At 39.8% G+C, this 17,690-nt stretch carries 23 protein-coding genes; all 23 read left to right on the top strand.

The features are described 5' to 3' along the window. Positions 1 to 3: 3 nt before the first annotated feature. Positions 4 to 420, top strand: coding sequence for a hypothetical protein (locus tag EAH77_RS15535; protein WP_140473722.1), 417 nt, complete (start codon positions 4 to 6; stop codon positions 418 to 420). 257 nt (positions 421 to 677) lie between these two features. Next, the gene (locus EAH77_RS15530; RefSeq protein ID WP_140473721.1) at positions 678 to 1,571 is read left to right on the top strand and encodes a hypothetical protein; all 894 of its coding nucleotides are present in this window, start codon (positions 678 to 680) and stop codon (positions 1,569 to 1,571) included. Positions 1,572 to 1,648: 77 nt separating this feature from the next. Continuing rightward, a complete protein-coding gene (locus EAH77_RS15525) occupies positions 1,649 to 2,305 on the top strand; it encodes a DUF4326 domain-containing protein (RefSeq protein WP_140473720.1) in 657 nt (218 codons plus the stop codon). Next, positions 2,277 to 2,573, top strand: a complete 297-nt coding sequence (locus EAH77_RS15520; RefSeq protein ID WP_140473719.1) for a hypothetical protein — start codon at positions 2,277 to 2,279, stop codon at positions 2,571 to 2,573. The genes EAH77_RS15525 and EAH77_RS15520 overlap by 29 nt, the downstream gene beginning before the upstream one ends. Then, the gene (locus EAH77_RS15515) at positions 2,570 to 3,337 is read left to right on the top strand and encodes a hypothetical protein (protein WP_140473718.1); all 768 of its coding nucleotides are present in this window, start codon (positions 2,570 to 2,572) and stop codon (positions 3,335 to 3,337) included. Before EAH77_RS15520 ends, EAH77_RS15515 begins: the two co-directional genes overlap by 4 nt. Before the next feature lie 49 nt (positions 3,338 to 3,386). Further along, entirely contained in the window at positions 3,387 to 4,376 is a 990-nt protein-coding gene (locus tag EAH77_RS15510; protein WP_140473717.1) for a methyltransferase domain-containing protein, read from the top strand. A gap of 8 nt (positions 4,377 to 4,384) precedes the next feature. Continuing rightward, positions 4,385 to 6,361: a hypothetical protein gene (locus EAH77_RS15505; protein ID WP_140473716.1), complete on the top strand. Its 1,977-nt coding sequence runs from the start codon at positions 4,385 to 4,387 to the stop codon at positions 6,359 to 6,361. Positions 6,362 to 6,521: 160 nt separating this feature from the next. Next, positions 6,522 to 6,800: a hypothetical protein gene (locus tag EAH77_RS15500; RefSeq protein WP_140473715.1), complete on the top strand. Its 279-nt coding sequence runs from the start codon at positions 6,522 to 6,524 to the stop codon at positions 6,798 to 6,800. 77 nt (positions 6,801 to 6,877) lie between these two features. Continuing rightward, positions 6,878 to 7,132, top strand: coding sequence for a hypothetical protein (locus EAH77_RS15495; protein ID WP_140473714.1), 255 nt, complete (start codon positions 6,878 to 6,880; stop codon positions 7,130 to 7,132). Continuing rightward, entirely contained in the window at positions 7,132 to 7,779 is a 648-nt protein-coding gene (locus EAH77_RS15490) for a hypothetical protein (RefSeq protein ID WP_140473713.1), read from the top strand. The genes EAH77_RS15495 and EAH77_RS15490 overlap by 1 nt, the downstream gene beginning before the upstream one ends. Positions 7,780 to 7,802: 23 nt before the next feature. Next, entirely contained in the window at positions 7,803 to 8,681 is an 879-nt protein-coding gene (locus EAH77_RS15485; RefSeq protein ID WP_140473712.1) for a hypothetical protein, read from the top strand. A gap of 11 nt (positions 8,682 to 8,692) precedes the next feature. Beyond that, positions 8,693 to 8,932, top strand: coding sequence for a hypothetical protein (locus tag EAH77_RS15480; RefSeq protein ID WP_140473711.1), 240 nt, complete (start codon positions 8,693 to 8,695; stop codon positions 8,930 to 8,932). A gap of 3 nt (positions 8,933 to 8,935) precedes the next feature. Beyond that, positions 8,936 to 9,241: a hypothetical protein gene (locus tag EAH77_RS15475; protein WP_140473710.1), complete on the top strand. Its 306-nt coding sequence runs from the start codon at positions 8,936 to 8,938 to the stop codon at positions 9,239 to 9,241. 2 nt (positions 9,242 to 9,243) lie between these two features. Then, positions 9,244 to 9,846: a hypothetical protein gene (locus tag EAH77_RS15470; RefSeq protein ID WP_140473709.1), complete on the top strand. Its 603-nt coding sequence runs from the start codon at positions 9,244 to 9,246 to the stop codon at positions 9,844 to 9,846. A gap of 111 nt (positions 9,847 to 9,957) precedes the next feature. Next, positions 9,958 to 10,872, top strand: coding sequence for a GTP cyclohydrolase I (gene folE / locus EAH77_RS15465; protein ID WP_140473708.1), 915 nt, complete (start codon positions 9,958 to 9,960; stop codon positions 10,870 to 10,872). Positions 10,873 to 10,958: 86 nt separating this feature from the next. Further along, positions 10,959 to 11,303 (top strand): hypothetical protein, encoded by a 345-nt coding sequence (locus EAH77_RS15460; RefSeq protein WP_140473707.1) that lies wholly within the window; start codon positions 10,959 to 10,961, stop codon positions 11,301 to 11,303. Between the two features lie 687 nt (positions 11,304 to 11,990). Beyond that, the gene (locus EAH77_RS15455; protein ID WP_140473706.1) at positions 11,991 to 12,644 is read left to right on the top strand and encodes a hypothetical protein; all 654 of its coding nucleotides are present in this window, start codon (positions 11,991 to 11,993) and stop codon (positions 12,642 to 12,644) included. A gap of 161 nt (positions 12,645 to 12,805) precedes the next feature. Then, the gene (locus tag EAH77_RS15450; protein WP_140473705.1) at positions 12,806 to 13,735 is read left to right on the top strand and encodes an ATP-binding protein; all 930 of its coding nucleotides are present in this window, start codon (positions 12,806 to 12,808) and stop codon (positions 13,733 to 13,735) included. A 45-nt stretch (positions 13,736 to 13,780) separates the two neighbouring features. Further along, positions 13,781 to 14,002 carry a hypothetical protein gene (locus tag EAH77_RS15445; protein ID WP_140473704.1) on the top strand — a complete coding sequence of 74 codons (222 nt, stop codon included), beginning with the start codon at positions 13,781 to 13,783 and terminating at the stop codon, positions 14,000 to 14,002. A gap of 220 nt (positions 14,003 to 14,222) precedes the next feature. After that, positions 14,223 to 14,498 carry a hypothetical protein gene (locus EAH77_RS15440; RefSeq protein ID WP_140473703.1) on the top strand — a complete coding sequence of 92 codons (276 nt, stop codon included), beginning with the start codon at positions 14,223 to 14,225 and terminating at the stop codon, positions 14,496 to 14,498. A gap of 211 nt (positions 14,499 to 14,709) precedes the next feature. After that, on the top strand, positions 14,710 to 15,468 hold the full coding sequence (locus EAH77_RS15435) for a formate/nitrite transporter family protein (protein ID WP_140473702.1): 759 nt from the start codon (positions 14,710 to 14,712) through the stop codon (positions 15,466 to 15,468). A gap of 93 nt (positions 15,469 to 15,561) precedes the next feature. After that, positions 15,562 to 17,277, top strand: coding sequence for a hypothetical protein (locus EAH77_RS15430; protein WP_140473701.1), 1,716 nt, complete (start codon positions 15,562 to 15,564; stop codon positions 17,275 to 17,277). A gap of 185 nt (positions 17,278 to 17,462) precedes the next feature. Beyond that, positions 17,463 to 17,681: a hypothetical protein gene (locus EAH77_RS15425; RefSeq protein WP_140473700.1), complete on the top strand. Its 219-nt coding sequence runs from the start codon at positions 17,463 to 17,465 to the stop codon at positions 17,679 to 17,681. The last annotated feature ends 9 nt before the right edge of the window (positions 17,682 to 17,690 follow it).

Below are 17,690 nucleotides of genomic sequence, written 5' to 3'. Positions count from 1 at the left end.
TCTATGCAAATCCCTGTATTTGTTAAACAAGAGCACTTTTTCCAAGAAGGATACTTTACTTATTTCCAAGATTATTTTATCGGAATGCTATATGAAGAAATGATGCAGAAGCAAAATGTAAAGTATTGGCAAGTTCATGGGAGTAGAATAAAACCTAATCTCAGCTATAATCGAGAACCTCACACTAATTGGCCATCTGAAGATATTTGGACAATCGAAATTGGTGAATTAACTTTTACAGTTGCTGAAATAGAGGGAATGACCGCATATAATGCTCCACCCACTAAGATTTTATTACATTATGCGCTTTCTAAGAATATTTTCTTATTTAGAGGTTTCACAATATATGATCAGACCTTCAAAGAGAATTTATTCGAACATGTTTTTGAATTATCCGGACTAAGAACTATCGTTAGCTGAAATCTTTATTTTCTTGCGCTATAATTAGATGATTCCTTTTTATTTAGAGATCTAGCTATGCCGCAAAATTCTTGGTGTGATTTTCTAGTGTTTGCTTTAAATGCTGCAAACCGTGTTGAATTTCCTACGCTATTGATTAATAAAGAAAGACTGTATTCCGCATGGTTGGAAGGTAAGTCAGCGGCTAACGCTATCACTGAGCAGTTTCACGACGAACTCAGCCTCATATATTAAAATCTCCATTAGGAGCAGTATCTATGGATAACAAGATAACTTCGGCTATTAAGGATACTGTTCTTAATGCTGCATTGATAATCACCGAAACGGATTCTCGAGATATTCGTTTCTTCGAAGCATTTCGTGAGAAGCTGGACGTTGCTATCAGTGATGCTATTTCCCGAAATCATCCAGAACTTGAAGTAACCTCTATTGACTATGCTGGAAAGGTTCAATGGCTTCCAGCGTCTAAGAGCAAGAAATACTGGGTTATGAGCTTAGGCAAAGCCACAGTAAATTTCTCCAGTAAAACCGATAAAGAGATGGTGATCTCTTGCACTATAGGCACTATTGAAATCTATTTCTCAGAAGGTAATCGCGGTTACGTTTGTGAAGGTTACAATTTGCTGGATAAGAAAGAGAAGAAGATCAAGCAAGTAACCAATGCGGCTGAATTAGGCAAAGCATTAGCATTATCCATCTTCTTTGTTGTGAAACCACAACTAACCTCCCTGAGTAAAACAGCTCAATCTGCCGATAGTATTTATGATATTAAAGATGGCATCTATCCAGTTATTTATGGCGGAATCATGGGTTCGATTAAGAACTTCCAAGATCGGGCACCCAATGAAATCACAGGTCAAGGTTCTGGCCAATGCGTAATCTTAACTCAACCGGATTTAACGTGGATTGATCCAAACGAAAATCTGAAAGTTAAACCGATGAAAACACCATACCCTACTGATAAGCAGTTTGGTTTCGTTATTTATCTAAACGCTCCAGCTACTTCTATAGAAGAGGCTTTCAAGTATGCTGATAAAGCTATAAAGAAAGCAGATACTATTATGCATAGCTCAGGGGCTCTTGCTTGGTATGATGGTAAAAGCAAAACTGTCCGCACCAAAGTAGGAAAGATTATTGCCACTCTGCACTAAGAATAGTTAACTTTTGAAAGCTCACTTCGGTGGGCTTTTCTCGTATTAATAGTTAATAAAATCCTGGATACTTCTAGATGGCCATTCTAGTTAATCGTTATAAAAGCAAATACACTGTCTCAATTCAGCGAGATAGTATTTGGGGTAATTTCGTAGGAGAACATCTTCCAAGAGAAGCCGCGGTTAATGTATATGACGTGGAATTAACTCGGAAGCTGGATAACTATGAAATAACTATACCCCAGTTATTCTCTTTGGATTCAGAAATATTAGGCTGCACATGTTTACCTCAAGCGTGTCATGGTGAAAAGATTATCGCCACGTTAGAGCGCATGAAAGTCGTTCATGATATTGGAACGCGCCTAAAAGAGTTGTCGCATCTTTCTCAGGTTAAACTATTAGTAAGTGGTGGTCGTGATTATAACAACAAGCCTCAAGTATGGAGCGTGTTGGATCAGATCCATCAGACAATAGGTATCTCTAAGATCATTGAAGGTGGTGCGAAAGGACTGGATACGCAAGTAGCCATTTATGGATATACTAAGTGCATCTATGTTCACACTGCGAATGCTGATTGGGATAAGTATGGTAAAGGTGCCGGTTCTATCCGTAACCAAGAAATGCTTGACGAATATCGGCCCGACGTGTTACTCGCTTTTTCTGGAAACAGAGGTACTTCAGATATGGTTAGAAGGGCGGTAAAACATGGAATCCCCATCCTCTATAGCGTTTAAGAAGTACGTTGATCGTGCATTGATAAGTCAGCAGATCATCGAAAAGGTTCTTGGGGTAACAGCAGCGCACGATTTCCTTTCATTGGCTATGTCAGATACCTATGATGGGGATATTCAAGTTGTCAAACCTTATCTGGAAGAATTTTACCAGATGCACGGTGCTAATCTCCAAGTTCGTATCAAAGCTTTTCTAACCGTTCCCCATGAAGGTTTCCCTCGGGATGCTTTCGAGGTTCTAGAATTGGCTCAGTATCGGAACTTGTTATGATAAACAACATTCTTAAACTTCAACCTCGCGTTCAAGAGATCGCTAATAATTTAGTCTTTGTTCATCCAGAAGTAGTCAGACATTCTAGCGGCTGGAGTATCAAAGATCGCTTTCTGGCAGACACGGACTTTGGCAACTGGAAAGATTCTCTAAAGCAATGCCATCAATTATTAGCGACTTCTACCCATACTTATGATATCAACGTCCTTAATGGAATGCTTGATCTCAAAGTCAAAGTGGTTCGAGTTAATCCAACGGTTCAGACTCTGACTTTCCGCAATATCACTCGAGATAGCAGTTTTGGTTATCCTAGCTGGCGCGTAATCAAGAAAGTCAATGGCCAGACTCTAATCAATAAGTCTTTCCGTGATGCATCCTATAAAGGAAGCTGGGAAGAATCGTTGAAAGCAGCAACTACTTATCTATTAAAGTTCTTGCATAAGTATTCTTTGTCAGAACATCCTCTCGAATATCCGAAATTGTCTGCTTTTGTCTTTAAAGCTGATAACATTCGCTTAGGCATCAAGCATCCTCTGCGTAATATTCATAGTTATGTCAAAGCATCTGAATTAACTCAAGAAATTCTGGATGATGCAATAAACCTGTTGTACGCAGAATGGGTTTGGTGCCAACATATGATGAACAAATTTGAAGATCTGGTGGTCAAAGGTTTAGCTAAACCTGAGAAGCTAGATCATTGGCTCTATGATGACTTCCCAAAAATTCCAGTCTCTTCTTTACTCACTAGAGTTAAATTGAAGTGAGTTTCTCGTATTAAATACTAAATTAAAGCAGTAATAAGGATAGTTTTAGATGGCTGAAATGCTCACTAAGTTACCAACTTCTGTCTTGAAGGGTAACTCTAATAAAATCTCACGCATCCTCAAAGAACAAATCGACTATATTGGCAGTGACAGTGTGTATTCTGATCGTGAAGAATACATGAATTTCATTGGTAAAGAGATCGATGAAAATGCGAACTTTGGCCGTCAAGTAGCTTATATGATGGCTCAGGCTAAAGGCCAATTGCAGCAACCTCTGAGCATTGTTGAAACGTGTTCAGGTCCAGGTACAAATTCTCGCGATATTCATCAAGTCATTCCAAACGTTAATGTGCATTGTCTTGAATATGCAGAAGAGATGTGCAATTTTGGTCGTGACATTCACCCACATTTGAACTTCATTGAGTGTGACGTTACTCGTGAAAATTCAGCTTTCCTGCCTTTGATGGATAAAGTGGACTATGCTTTTAACAGCGCTAGTTCTCTCGGTTTCTTTACACAAGCCCAATTGCTGAACCATTTCAAAGTAATGAGTCTCTTACTTAAAGATGGCGGTTCTTACTTTGCAGATCAGGGCTATTACTCCAGTGTTCTTGCTGCTGGCTTAATCAATGAGCGTATTGATACCGTTAGTGAATACAAAGGCGAACAGCTGTTCTGGCGTACATTGACCACTAAGTATTTCCCATTGACCGACTTCCATGAAATTGCATACTCGGGTTGGCGTATTAATGGTGAAGAAGCTGAACTGGTAATTGCAGTTAAACATCAGCTTCGCGCTTATCGTGCATCTGAAGTGGCAGCTCTGGCTGAAATTGCTGGACTTGAGTTCCGGATGCATCAGCTGTTTTGGGAATGGGATAATGATAATCAACACTATGTATTCCGTTTTGAACCAGTAACCGCTGAAACCTTTGACCGTTATCCGATGCAGAACTATGTATTCGAATTCCATAAAGGTCAAGAAGTATCTCTTTCCGATTTAACCTTTTCTGGCTACGGCGCAGATATTCAAAAATAGGGTATATCATGACTAATAAGATTATTGGCGATGAAAAACTCGCAGAACCTTTGGACATTGAAAATCCAGTAAATGCTTTCTTACATCAAGCTGATGTTAATACCGAAGCGCTAATCACTCTGTTTGCAACGGCATTTGATCTGGATTATAAAGATGTTCTGGAATCCGATCACATTAAYACTGATGAAGCACGTCGCGTAAGCCGTGAACTGTCCGAGCAGCGTGGAACTAACGTTAACGATCTGCATATGCTGATTCGTAGCTTCTATTTTGATGCGAAATCAACTGGCCATGTGATTGCAGACATTGTCCAACGCGTTACTGTGAACAACATCGACCAGTATCTAGTGGGTTCTTCTAAAATCGGTATGAACTTCGATGAAGAATTCCTGAAAGGTATTGATGTTGAATTAGCAGAAAATATCATGAAAACGGTATCTATAGCTCATGCAACGAATACTTTTGCATTCCGCGTAGGTACTATCTATAATGATATTGCTCTGGAATATTCAGATATTGAGTTCATAGAAAATACGTCCAATGCCACCAGTAGCTGGTTTAAAGCTGCTAATGGTCTGGAAAAATGCAAATTGGTCTGGCTACATGAGCCTGAAACCAACCTACACATGCTGCCAAATATCAAACTGGACTTTGATCAGTGTGTTCTTGGTGCATCTTCCGGTAAAGAGAGTACCTTTAACCGATATATTCTGGAAGATTCCGGTTATAAAGTTCATGGCGTTACCTTTAAGAATGTTGAAGATATTCATTCTGAAGGTGCCACAATGGAACTCATCTGTCTGGACGATGAAAATCTGTCCTATATGTATTTGTATCCATTGACAGTTCAGCCTCGGGACAAAACTCTGACAGCAGCCTTTGATGCTCAGGGTGTTATCAGTGTTCCCCGTTATGCTATGCTGATTATTGAAGCCTTGAAAAAAGGTGCAGGTAACTTAGCGGTGGGTACTGAATTTGGTTGTTCTAAAATCTGGTATCCTCATGATCCAGAAAACGCGGTTAAAGGTAAGACCATTCACGATATGGCTGTGGATGAAGGTGCTTATGTCTGTCAGCAGATCGAAGCCTTCTTTAAATCGCTCGGCATTGAAATCTATATCATTGCCCCAACTGCAGTATTACATGAAGTAGGTATTTTACGCGCTCTGGTAGAGATCAAAGGTTTCGATCTGGCTAAACTGAAATCATGTTGGCGTGCGAACTATCTGCAACACAATTACTGTGGCGTTTGCTATAAATGTCAGCGTCTGGCTCGGTATTATCGCCATCTAAACGTCAAGCATCCAACTTTGGGCTTTAACAAGTTCATTGATTATGCAGATCTGGGCTTTGCGTCAGGTAGCATGTTGTCTTATAGCATGCAATATCATATCTTCGAAGACCATCAGGAACTTCCATGGGATCGTGCCATCTGTATTGATAATGAGAGCCTCAAGCTTCTCGATTATCGTACTGGCAACCGTATCCTGAATAAACTGGTGTTGGATTATGGCTTTGATCATACCATTCTAACTTCTCTTTATGCGAATACTAACCAAATTCGTTTGAATAAATCGCAGAACATCATTGATGCGCTGAAAGCATATACAGACATTGATCTGTTTAATATGCTGAAAGCTAATCCAATTAAGCTGAACAATTGCTTCTTGGAACTTCCTGGCGAAAAAGAGTTTCGTGACAGCCTGACCACAGACCAAAAAGCGGAATTGGTAGAAGCCGGTTGTGATCTGGGCGTTCTGATCTCTCATATTGATAAATTCCCAATTTTCGTCGAAGGCGAAGAAGGTCTGGGTCATTCCTGGAAATGGGTAACTTTACAGCGTAATGATGAATCCTTAGATAGTGATCCAATTACATTGCGTCTGAGCCAGAAATCATTAGATAATGTTCTGGTGCGTCGTTGGTTATCCGCTAAGTCAGTCTTGGGTGGTCTGGATTATTACAAGATCAAGTACACTATGTAAAGCCTGATTTTAGTCAACTAGGTCGCTTCGGCGACCTTTTTTATGCTTAAAATAAAGGTCGACCGTTCGTCAGGAAAACTTATAGTCTCTTAGTTCTGGCCATTGACATTTTCTCAAAATCGGTTATGTTAAATATATAAATAATAAAAAGGAGAAAAGTATGTTTACAACCAGTTATAACGTCAATGAAGCACAGAAATACAAGTTTACCTCGGACTTTGAAGATTATAAGAAAGGTGATATTGTTGCGGAATACACCGGCCATATATTTGGTCTAGATAGAGATATCCGAGAGATTCATGAAGTTCCCGATGAAGTTGAAATCATCGCAGTGACCAGTGCTAATCAAGAAGATCAAGAGGGTCAGCTTACTCAATTCGATTGCGTTCCAATGTCGGTGTTGAAAAAGACACGTAAGTTCTTAGGTTTTTATCTGTAAGTGATCAAGGGCTAGATCATCGGCCCTTTCTCGTATTTGTTCGTATTAAATAGTAATAAAACAAGTGCGAGATCATCATGGCTACAATCATTAGTAAACGTCAGGCAATTCGTTCAACTCTCCAAGAAGTTCAAGGAAAAYTGCCTGGCATCGGTTTGACCGCTCAGAAGGGAATCTCCAAAGTTGTGAATCACAATCGCTATGGCTCTCCAATTAAGAAATTTCTTAGCAGTCAGGTCAAAGAACGTGAAACTCTGATGGATGCTTACCAAGATCCGACAATGGTTCGCAAGTTGCAAGATCTTCGTGATAACTTCCTAAGAGGTCGCTAATGATTTCAATTTTTGAATTAGCCAACGCTTCTTTGGAAAAAGTGTCCGAGATCATTGGTGTTCCAGTTACCTCTGTGAACATTGTTGCTCGAGAGCTTCCTGCTGATGGCCGAAAAGTTCTTTGGATAACCCGCAAAGGCTCTATGCGTGCCGGCTGCTATGTTGCAGAAACAAATAACGTAAATCTATCACCTCATTTAGAAGCCGGTTGGCCGCATGCACTATCTGATTTCCATTTCTGGGTAGAATTAGCAGACTCAAGTAAATTGGAAACTTTTCAGACTAGCATGAAAACTGTGGAAACAGACGTTCTGGCAAGTTCTGATCCTATCGGTTATGATAATCCCCCAATGAAGCTGGGATCTTTAACTCGCCACATTCAATATTTAGGTGAATTCAATCTCCCACCTTATGGAATTGATGTTCTCTTTGTTGATGATTCTGGCACTTTTTATGCTGGCTGGTACGACAAAGATGATCAGAAAGTTCACCTCAACGCTTCTGAAGAACTCTTACCTATCTCAGAGTACCAATTCTGGTTAGATCTCAATTTAGGTGAAGTCGGTAAATTGGTTCGGAAAGGAACTCGACGTACTCCTAAATCTATGGAGCGTTGGACAGCTCCACCACAACCATCAATTGAATAATTAAACGCGAAAAGGAACATCTAATGACTGTAATGATTAATCGACACAGTGCTCGCATGCTCGGAACAGAAGGTATTTTGGATCGCCTTGATCCTCTCAATATCATCTTAAATGGGGCACTTCCAAAATCAATCAAAGTTATTGCTCGAGATGGTTGGCCTGAAATTGGTCGCATGGTTGGTTGGATTGATCTTGATAAAAAGTTCTATGTTGGCCACTTACTTCCGGCAGAAGTTATTCATGGAACTACTATTCAACATGTGCAGGTTCAACCTTATGTTGACGAAGATATTAACTCGCATTTCAGTTCTCGAGTAATGGTTCGAAAAGCCAACGAAGATCAATTCCTTTATTGGATTGAGTTCGAAGGTGAAGAACATCTAACTTACTATAAAGAAAATAAACGTTTCAGCAATATTGGTGAAATGGTATCTTTTCTTCGTCGATCTTCCGTTCAACCGCCAGCATTCAATTATGAAGTTATATGGCTAGACAATGAAGGTGAATATCATCTCGGTAAACTAATTTCGGATGATCAGATTGAACTGAAGTCTTATAGTCGAACCGAAGATGTTCTGCGTAGTATTAGTGGTTTTCCTTTCTGGATTTCAGCACCTAAGCGTGCTATCGCGTCAACTCTTGGCTTTGAAGAAGAAGACTATTTAAACACCCCACTCTTCAAAGTCTGCAAAGAAATACCAAACAATCAAGTACCTGTTGGGACAATATTAGCTCAACTTAGTATTCTGGATTATGGTTCTGCTCAAATAATTACTGCAGAAACGGGTATTCTCCATATCACATTGCGTAGAGTTCCAGAAGGGGATAACCCTGAACATTTCAACTCAGATAAGAACAACTTCTTCACTATCCCTCGCGATTGTGTGCAGCAAATCTCATAAGGAGTTTGAATATGGCTACTAAATATACTTTGCGACGCGATGTTACTTTCACCAGTAAAGATTGCAAATCTGTTCCGGCACCAGCAGGTACTGTCGTTTATGATTTGCGGGGGCCGGATTATGGTTGTGCCAATCAAGACACTCAGAACACCGGCATTAAGCATATCAGTGTTACTCTTGATCCAACCGGTGATTATCCTGGCTTGTCAGTGTCGATGTATGACCTGCAACAAATCGTTGAAGGTGATTAAGCTATGACCAAGAAAGTTGCTATTGTTGGCGGAACACTAATAAGTCGAATGGCCGAAGGTGAGAAGTTTTATCGAGATTTGCACGGTCTTTACACATCAGATAAGGATAGAATCGTCATTTTAGACAGCATGTCTCAGCTAGATAATCTTGCTATTAGCCTGAAAAAGGTATGTCAAGAAATAAAGCTGCCACCAGTAGTCGATAGCCTTGAAATGGAACAGTTAGATCAGCGTCGTATGGTGAAAACGGATCGTAATAATCTTTCGTATTATCCTAAAAGTCATCGTAAATTTCCAGTTAAAAGGTAGCTATGTTTCACCCAATCAATCCAGTTAATCATCGTCATCTAGATATAGCCAAAGAAATGTTCTCAGAAGCAGAAGATTTCTCATGGCTAGATACTAAGACGCCTCAAAATGCTTTTCTGTGTTGTGTGGGTAGCGGACCTTGGAAATTTACTCGCCGTTGGAACGTTATAAATGCCGCTTTACAATGGGGCACAGAGAAGGTATTCCATGAGAGTACCTTCTCTGAAATTTATCCCCTAACCTGGCAGAACTCTATGTTGTCCAGTGCAATGGCTTATTGCAAAGCTAATCAGATCAATTTCAATGAGCATTTCTATCGGCTCAAAGAAATTCCACCTGTGGATTGGAAAGGTGCGATTCAAGAAGTCTTTAACATAGCCGGATGCCCGCAAGGATCTAAAGTCCTCTGGCTATTCGTTCGAGATTATCTTAAGCTTCCCGCCTTTCCAATAGACAGACATGTTGCTCGCCGCCTTGTAGAATTTGGCCTACCTCAAAACGAGTGGATGCTAATTGACATCTGTTTGGTTATGGGATTGGATCCTCGCAAGGTAGCTAAACGTCTTGTCCAAGATCATGTTGTGAACCCTGAAATTAATACTTAGAGAATTATCTCAGGTATAATATAGATGAACATTTAGTAAGGGTGCGACACTAATTAATAGTATCGTATAATTATTTAGAAAGTATTATAAACCGATAATAGAAGAAGATACATGGATAACACTAACCAAGTGACTCAGATTAGTCAAGTAATCCGCGAGCGTATCATCGCTGCTCAAACTGAGTGGGATGTCAAAACTCAAAGTGTTCGAGATCAGCTCCAAACTCTCTCGAATAAGTTAGAAAAGTTCGAAAAAGAATTAGGTTCGAATGTTCGTCGTCCAGAACTCGAATTTGCTAATTCATCTTCTGCAGTTGAGCATGGTAACTCTTTAACCGCACGTATTGTTGAGTTAAAGTCCGAGCTTTCTTTAATGGGCGATCGTCCTCGTTTCCACGCTGCAGATAATATCTCCGCTTATATTCATAGCGAAGAAGAAATGCAAGGCTTGCAAGACGACGTAGCAAAAGGCTTTGCTCAGGTACTGAATGCTCTGGTTATTGATACTGAGAACGATCATAACACTCGCGAAACTAATAAACGTGTTGCTAAGATGTATATTCGCGAAGTGTTTAGCGGTCGTTATCTGCCAGAACCGAAAATTACTGAATTCCCGAACGATCGCAATCTTGATGAAGTAATTATCATCGGACCATTCAGAGTGCGTAGCGCCTGTTCGCACCACTTCGTTCCGATTATCGGTTCTCTTTGGATCGGTATTAAACCTGGCAAATCTGTTGCTGGCCTGTCTAAGTATGGCCGTCTGGCTGAGTGGATTCTTTCTCGTCCACACATTCAAGAAGAAGCAATTCAGATGCTGGCGGATGAACTGGATAAATTGATCGAACCGCAGGGTCTGATTGTGTCTATCAGCGCTAAGCATATGTGTATGTCATGGCGTGGCATTAAAGATGAAGCTGCTACAACTACTTCAGTAGTTCGCGGTGAATTCCGTAAGAACGCTTCTATGAAAAGTGAGTTCTTCGAACAAGTTCGTGTTATGCAGAACGACCCAGCATTGCGTTAATAATAAAACTAAGTAGTTCAAAAGGCCACTTCGGTGGCCTCTTTTATATAGAAAGTAATATAAACGTTTAGCTTGAAGGAATACATATGTCATATATCGTGTCCCAACTTCAGTTTGCAGAAAAGGCAGTACGTGACGGCTACCAAGTAGCTTGGTTAATCAATCCAGGACATTATGATGGCTTCGCTATTAAGCCTATAGATAATGCTCAGATAGAACAGCTGAAAAATAGTCCTGACTATCTTCAGAGCTCTGATTATACTTTGAGCGTAGACGGGTATGTCCGCCCTAATTATATCGGACATCCTTCGCCGGCAGATCTTCAAAAATTACAAGATTGGTTAACTGTCAATGGAGTTTATGCTTCCGGAGATATCCTGGCCATTCCGGCTGAAAGTCTAAAGCAATTTCAGGTTAAATCCCAGCTATAGTTAATCGTATAAAGTAATAAGAGTAACCGAAACTCTTTACGACATTTTATCMAAATTTAGATAATTCCAGCCTGAGCATCTTTGTATGTCTCAGGCTTTTTTTCGGCTATAGAATCTATAAATCTATAATTAGAATCTTGAAAACTACCCCTAATTTTGACCACACATAATCCTTCCGTTATATTTCCGAGATATTCGGCCTTCGGCCTTATATGTATAGGAAGCCGATATCAATTCATGTCAAATCCATAAACTTTTAAATTTAACCAATCAAAACGTGGAAGAGCTAAATGAAGCCGTAGGCGAGAATGCCAGCTCGGAGGGTTTAGAGGGTAAATTTAAAAATTCCCGTAGGGAATCTTAGTATATTCTCGCAATCTCGAAATTACGCTATAATTAGAATTACGGTTAACCCTATATTAAATATATAAAAAACTTTAGTCTCTAAAGAATTCAATTCTTAGTATAATCCATGGACTTCCTGCGGAAGCCGCATTGATATATAATCAGATAATCCGAAGACTCTCGCCTTCGGCTTCGTCTCCAGATTCTCGGAAAATTATATATCAATTTATTGATGAAATTCGCTTCAATCCAACTTCAATTTCATAGTATTGTGTCTCCGGAATAAAGGTTAATAGAGGTCGTATATATAATGGGGAATACCATTCTTTAGGAGATCTAGATATGACTTCCACCTTAGTAGTTCGTGTAGGATTATTGGAATGTCCAGACTTACACTCGCAAATAACCGAATTGTTCTCCGCCAATACTGACTTCTCCATAGAAGTGAAGTCTATAATGAAAGCAGACTTAGCTGTTCTGACAGCATTTGATATTCTTATCTGTGAACCTCACACTGCACTACATGAAGTATCTGACCTTCTCTATAAGCTAGAAGATTCAGTGGCTAATGAACTGTTGATATCCGTCGTGTCTTCTGAAGAAGATTTAAAGTACGTCGGTACACTCATTAAGAGGGTAGCACTCCGGAAAGATGGGTTTAGAAATCTGGCAGTGTATTTCAACGATGATTCTATGCTGATTGTGCCGCGTTCGGGTGCTGAAAAATTGAAAAGTTTGTACGCAGAAGATATTACAAGTCAAAACGTTCTGGCTATTGAGTATCCGGAAAATAGTGGAGAGTATGTCCATGTGTCCAATTTCAAACCGCTGCTAGTAGTTGCTCCAGAAGATAAGCCGAAAATTCCAGAATTCAACCGTTGGATGCATTGGCTGAATTCATTTGGCCTGCTACAAGTGAGCTTAGACGATTCCGAACGTCTTGCCGAATTGAATGATTCAGAGGCCGTATTAATTTACCGATATACCGACGATTGACCGGTCAAAATAGCATAAATCTAGGTCTAATTAGCTGAAATGCACATTCTTTAGTTGATTTTACAGGGGTAATCGTATATTATATAGATAATGGGAAAGGGAATAAAAGAACATAAATCCCGCCCGTATCATAAAAAAGATATAAATATGCGAGGTATCAAATGAAGTCAGATTTAGTAAGTGCAATGGACACCCTGAACGTTTTCATTAATAAGCCAGTAACAGTAACCGGTCTTTATACTTCCCCTTATACCGGTATTTGTGAAGCTTTCGGTAAAAAGAATGGTACAATGTCCATTCGCTGGGATGAAGATGGCACAGTTGAAGATGTCCCAATGCAGTTTGTTAGTATGGGTCATGGCTATGCTGAAACCGAAAAAGAAGTTGGTGATCGCATTGCTCGTAAGTTCGTAACGCTGGAAACAATGACTCGTGGTGTTGYAGCTGGTCGAATCTCCGGTATCATTGTTAGTGGTCCGGGCGGTGTTGGTAAAACGCACACTGTTGAAGAGATTCTTATAAAGAATGCTCATAAAGATGATATTGATCGCATCACAGGTCACATCACCCCGCTGGCTTTATATGAACGTTTGTATGCGAACTCTGAAGAAGGCAAAATCACAGTATTTGATGACTGTGACAGCGTATTCCAGTCTACACAGACAATCAATATCTTGAAAGCAGCGTTGGATACTCGACCAGTTCGAATTATCAGTTGGGATAGTCGTTCATTGTTAATGAGTGCTCCAGCATCGTTCGTATTCAAAGGTCATATTATTTTCTTGACCAACTTAGTGTTGGGCGGTGACCATTATGAAGCGTTCTTAACTCGTGTGCACCATGTGGATATGAATCTTTCGAATCGCGAAATCCTTATTCGTATCCGTCAGGTAGCAGAATATGTTGATCATCGTAATGCAACCGTTGAAGATAAAGGAGTGGTACTTGACTTCTTGAATGAACATATCACTCAAATGAACGGTATCCTTAGTATCCGTTCATTTTTGAAATTGCTCGACCTATACCTTCTGGTTGATGCTCAATATGATGATTTTAAAGCATTGGCATATACCCAGCTGATCGACAAATAATTAAATCGGGGAGGGAAACCTCCCTAGTTTCAGAGGACACCTCAAGTGATTTATAAGATTAATGGTAGCTTGAATGATGTTGCAACTTGCCCAGTCTGCAATAATTCATTGGATGAGAATGCACCCTTTGCTGATTTCTTCGTGGCATCGGATTCTCATCTAGAGTTTGAAACCATCGAGGAAGATTGTGGTTCTTGTGATTCGGAACTCACTTTATCTCGTGTCGGTGGCAACGTTGAAGTTACTGGCCACACGGACGAAGATTAATGCCTATACTCAGTACCGGTATGCGAGTTACGGATGTTGCTAAATGCGGCCATTGCTTTAAAACTATCAATGGTATTGCATCCTATGGTGAGCTGGTTCCCGAAGGTAAGAAAGTTGTTACCTGTAAATGTTCTCGCTGTGATGAGGAAACTTCCATCACCATTAAGACGAATGAGTATGGTTCTTCCGCAGAAGCCTACTCTGATTAAGGAATATAAACATGACTGATTTATTGAAACCGATTCAACTTCAAGGTGGTTTAAAGCATAATGAAGTGCATATCGTTGGTGCAGTCACTCCAATATCAAAATCAAAGCGAGTAGCTACCCTTCCGAAAGAGATTGATGCTGATTGCTTGTATTGCAAAAGCACTCTTCGCATGACTGTTGAAGGTAGTGCTGGCAAAGAAACCAATTGCCCAATCTGTAGTGCTCACCATGTATTTGAAGAAGTTGATGATAACGGTGAAGTAACTGTGAGAGCATCACTGGTTTAAGCCGATGATCTTAGGGTGTTTGTGAATGCCCTAACATAATCAGCTTAGTGTTGATACCAATTTCATAATGCCTCGCAGCCTATGAAACTTATAGTCGAATTATTGTGACTATCCCCACAGGGCGTTTCCACGTTATTGGAAAACGCCCTTTTTTCTGCTTGTACAGAAGCCGCATAATAAGTATAACCTTATTCACTATGTGGACTTTCCAATGTATACAATCAAAGATATTTTTAATACCCTCAGTAACTCTGTCGATAATATGGCAAACAACACCGTATTTACGTATCTTATTCGTGCTATGCTGGGCGGCGTTTATATTGGCATCGGCATTATTCTGATTTTCACGTTAGGCAATACTCTACCTCCTGAATTCCGACCTTTGATAATGGGCGCTACTTTCGGCATAGCCTTGACTCTGATCTTAGTAGCGGGTGCTTATCTATACACTGGACATACTTTTGTATTCAGTTGCTATATCCTGGACTCCAGATTTCGCTCCCGTTCAAAACTTAGTTTCAGTAAATGCTTGGCAATGCTATGCACAACATGGGTAGGAAACCTTCTGGGAGCCATGCTACTGGCTTATGGAATTGCCCATATATTTAGTCCTCTTACTTTAGAAAGCAGCATTGTGCACAGTGCAGCCTTGGCTAAAGTGACGTTTACGCCGACTTCTTTAATCCTAAAAGGGTTCTTTTGTAATCTGTTAGTTTGTCTGGCTATTTGGATGTGGAACAGACTCAAAGAAACCGTATCTGGCCTTATCTGTGTATGGTGGTGTTTACTAGCGTTTATTGCCTGTGGCTTTGAACACTCAGTAGCTAATATGACTTTGCTCTTCTTATCCTATTTTGGCGAGGGGTCGCATATTACTTTAGGTCAGATATTCTATAATCTCGGCTACGTGACATTAGGCAATACTCTCGCTGGTTTTGTTTTAGCGTATTGTTATTCAAGACACGATTAAAGCTAATAGTTTTCTGAAAGAAAGCTCACTTCGGTGGGCTTTCGTATTTTATTTCGTATATAAAGATAAATTCCCACTAAGGCAAAATTCATAATGACCGATAAAAACGAAGCTCGCTTTACATCTCGCTTCATATTAGAAACGTACGCTAATATTCAATTGCCCCTTGTATCTGAAAAGGGTGTAGTTGGTCGTCGCGGCTTTAGCAACATTCGAATTTTGGACGTTCATTATGATATGAACGGCGTAGTAATTGATTATCAGATTGATAGTAAAAAGTATCTGGCCGAGATGATGAATACCCCTAAGAAATTGGTATTCAATTGGGGTTTACTGGATACGTCGGATATTAATCCAAACGATCTAAATCTCAATAAACTGAAACTGAGTCGGGGAGATAACTGCCAGAACGCTGTAACTTTCAAGCAAATTCAGCCTCTGATCTATAATCTGATCCTCCAATGTTTTGTCGGACCTGTAGCTTTCTCAAGTCGCCTTAGCTTTGATTTGGAAAACGACAATATTTACACCATGATTGAGACGGTGGTTGAAAATCAAGATCAGGCTCAACTGATTGTTAGTGCTTTCTATAAGACAGCTAACATTGAACGTAACAATATGCGTTATGCAATGGGCGCTACCAGCAAAGGCTATTTCGAACCTTTGAAAAACGTTCAATCTGGTTTAGCTGGTCTGATTGGTGATTTTGAATCTGAGTATGAAATGCCTTTCGGAACAGAACCCCTGTTCAACGAACACACTGAAGAGTCGGGCTTGCGGAATACTTTATCTGCTAAATTGTCCGAAGACAGTGAAGTGGCAGTAAACTGTTCTTTTGGTAAAGAAAGCTTGTTTACTTATGAGTTCATGATGGCTTTCACTGGTCAAGCACCTCACATTTCTGTGTTCCAGCATATCACAAATGATGATATTGCTTCTGGTCAATATCAGAGCACTTATCTGAAGAAAGTGTTTACTGATCTCGGCCATAAAGGTGATGAAGATCCACGTCATATCTTTATCTGCCAATCGAATTTCTTATCTGCATTATTGGAACCTATTTGCGACGTTCGTTTAGGTGCTCCAATCTGTATGCTGACTCATGTGTTCTCAATGGCTCAGTTAATCAATATCAAGATGAATCAGTCATCTAAAGTAGATATTCAAATGCTGCTCAGCGGCGATGAATATGAACGCAGCATTAGTCAAGACGTCGCAATTACTTCTCAATCGACTAGCCATATTCATACTTATGATTATGAACAAAGTCCGGATATTGCAAATACTATCAATAATATCTATGGCAATATCATGCCTAATTTCGGATCTATTATGTATCCGATCACTGGCTATCAAGGTCAGATGGTATTAGATAAAGTATTTAAGTATGGTCATCTTCAAACCAGTTGCCACGCAAGCCATGTGCATAATGGCGGTAATTGTGGTAAATGTCAGAAATGTTTGCGTATTGGTACAGTAAAATCATTGGCAGGCACTAACAATCTTGATTATAAACTCACCGATAAACAGATTTCTGAAACAGTCAGCTGGTCTTCTTCTGATTTCTTCGTAACCTCCATGCCCGCAGATAAAGATGAATATCTGAGCAAAGTACATCGATCTTTTGAAGAATTAAACCAATACCGACAAAATCCTAATGCTGCACATCCTTTCTCTCGCACAAGGGATTATCTGGGTATGATGGTTGAAACTCCGACTCATCCAAATGTACTAGATGCAGAAGGTGAAGAACTTATGCAAAGCTATCTAAACCGAGCGGCATTCTTTGTTATAGAAAAGTATATGTGAACAATAGCTCAGCTATTAAAAAAAGGTTGCTTTCTGGCAACCTTTTCTTATGATTAATCTAGGTAAGTTCTTAAAGTCGTAATATAGATTATAAATGGGTCGCCATTGAGCGGCCTTTTTTCCGAAAATACAACGTTAAAATAATAAAGTAATTAATTCAATAAACCTTATTCGTGAGATAATCCATGGCCTCTCAATTCAAACTCTTAGTCACAGTATATGCCTCCAACTCCGGTCTTGGAGTTAGTCAGCAAGTTCTTGAGTTTACTTGCAAAATAGAAGCAGATGATGCTTATAATGTGATTCTTTATTCTGATGTGACCAAAACTCTAAGCGGCAATGCTAAGCGAGAAGTCTTAAAACTCTATTTAGAAAAATCTCCTTCTCCTGAAACTCGCTACTAAGGAATCTCT

It is taken from the genome of Ewingella americana (assembly GCF_006438725.1).
Lineage (GTDB): Bacteria > Pseudomonadota > Gammaproteobacteria > Enterobacterales > Enterobacteriaceae > Ewingella > Ewingella americana_A.
This window is presented reverse-complemented; position numbering and strand designations above follow the sequence as displayed.

Coding starts and splice junctions, on each gene's coding strand:
- EAH77_RS15500 (WP_140473715.1), top strand. CDS start 6,522: ATGTTTACAACCAGTTATAACGTCAATGAAGCACAGAAATACAAGTTT.
- EAH77_RS15440 (WP_140473703.1), top strand. CDS start 14,223: ATGACTGATTTATTGAAACCGATTCAACTTCAAGGTGGTTTAAAGCAT.
- EAH77_RS15535 (WP_140473722.1), top strand. CDS start 4: ATGCAAATCCCTGTATTTGTTAAACAAGAGCACTTTTTCCAAGAAGGA.
- EAH77_RS15520 (WP_140473719.1), top strand. CDS start 2,277: ATGGAATCCCCATCCTCTATAGCGTTTAAGAAGTACGTTGATCGTGCA.
- EAH77_RS15430 (WP_140473701.1), top strand. CDS start 15,562: ATGACCGATAAAAACGAAGCTCGCTTTACATCTCGCTTCATATTAGAA.
- EAH77_RS15485 (WP_140473712.1), top strand. CDS start 7,803: ATGACTGTAATGATTAATCGACACAGTGCTCGCATGCTCGGAACAGAA.
- EAH77_RS15480 (WP_140473711.1), top strand. CDS start 8,693: ATGGCTACTAAATATACTTTGCGACGCGATGTTACTTTCACCAGTAAA.
- EAH77_RS15515 (WP_140473718.1), top strand. CDS start 2,570: ATGATAAACAACATTCTTAAACTTCAACCTCGCGTTCAAGAGATCGCT.
- EAH77_RS15475 (WP_140473710.1), top strand. CDS start 8,936: ATGACCAAGAAAGTTGCTATTGTTGGCGGAACACTAATAAGTCGAATG.
- EAH77_RS15530 (WP_140473721.1), top strand. CDS start 678: ATGGATAACAAGATAACTTCGGCTATTAAGGATACTGTTCTTAATGCT.
- EAH77_RS15525 (WP_140473720.1), top strand. CDS start 1,649: ATGGCCATTCTAGTTAATCGTTATAAAAGCAAATACACTGTCTCAATT.
- EAH77_RS15455 (WP_140473706.1), top strand. CDS start 11,991: ATGACTTCCACCTTAGTAGTTCGTGTAGGATTATTGGAATGTCCAGAC.
- EAH77_RS15470 (WP_140473709.1), top strand. CDS start 9,244: ATGTTTCACCCAATCAATCCAGTTAATCATCGTCATCTAGATATAGCC.
- EAH77_RS15435 (WP_140473702.1), top strand. CDS start 14,710: ATGTATACAATCAAAGATATTTTTAATACCCTCAGTAACTCTGTCGAT.
- EAH77_RS15510 (WP_140473717.1), top strand. CDS start 3,387: ATGGCTGAAATGCTCACTAAGTTACCAACTTCTGTCTTGAAGGGTAAC.
- EAH77_RS15425 (WP_140473700.1), top strand. CDS start 17,463: ATGGCCTCTCAATTCAAACTCTTAGTCACAGTATATGCCTCCAACTCC.
- EAH77_RS15490 (WP_140473713.1), top strand. CDS start 7,132: ATGATTTCAATTTTTGAATTAGCCAACGCTTCTTTGGAAAAAGTGTCC.
- EAH77_RS15460 (WP_140473707.1), top strand. CDS start 10,959: ATGTCATATATCGTGTCCCAACTTCAGTTTGCAGAAAAGGCAGTACGT.
- folE (WP_140473708.1), top strand. CDS start 9,958: ATGGATAACACTAACCAAGTGACTCAGATTAGTCAAGTAATCCGCGAG.